At 50.4% G+C, this 508-nt stretch carries 2 protein-coding genes; both read right to left on the reverse strand.

Going from position 1 to position 508, the window contains the following annotated elements:
• Positions 1-228: cation efflux transmembrane domain-containing protein (locus KMS84_RS43780; RefSeq protein ID WP_285894496.1), on the reverse strand; the 228-nt coding region annotated here is incomplete at its 3' end.
• Between the two features lie 11 nt (positions 229-239).
• A partial coding sequence (locus tag KMS84_RS43785; RefSeq protein WP_008437457.1) for a metal/formaldehyde-sensitive transcriptional repressor occupies positions 240-508 on the reverse strand: 269 nt, incomplete at its 5' end.

Consider the following 508-nt stretch of genomic DNA (forward strand, 5'->3'; position numbering starts at 1 on the left):
TGCGTAACCGTAAGCAGCTGCGGCTATGCCAAGTGCTCCAGCGTGTGTTGCCATGTGAAATCCATCAGCAAGCAACGCCATTGAGCCAGTGAGATAACCTGCGGTGATTTCAGCAACCATCATTACGACGGTCAGAGCCACTACCCACAAGGTTCGCTTGGCGTTTTCTTCATGTGATTTCCCCAGGAACATATGGTCGTGGGAATAGTCGGTGTACGAATTACTCATCTGGGCAAATCCTATTTGGAATAGCGGCGAATGGCTTCGAGAAGCTCATCGACGCCTTTCGCTCTTTCTTCGTTGCTGAGTGTCGGATTCGCAACGTGTTCACGAGCGTGGTCTTCGATAATTTCATCCATCAGCCCATTGATAGCGCCACGGGCAGAAGCGACCAAAAGCAGGGTTTTCGAGCAGTCATCATCAGAGTCGAGTGCTCGCTCAATCGCCTGGACTTGCCCAGCGATTCGCTTTACACGCTTAAGAAGATTGTCTTTGCTTGATCTCATAT

Source organism: Streptomyces hilarionis (assembly GCF_024539675.1).
Classification (GTDB): domain Bacteria; phylum Actinomycetota; class Actinomycetes; order Streptomycetales; family Streptomycetaceae; genus Streptomyces; species Streptomyces hilarionis.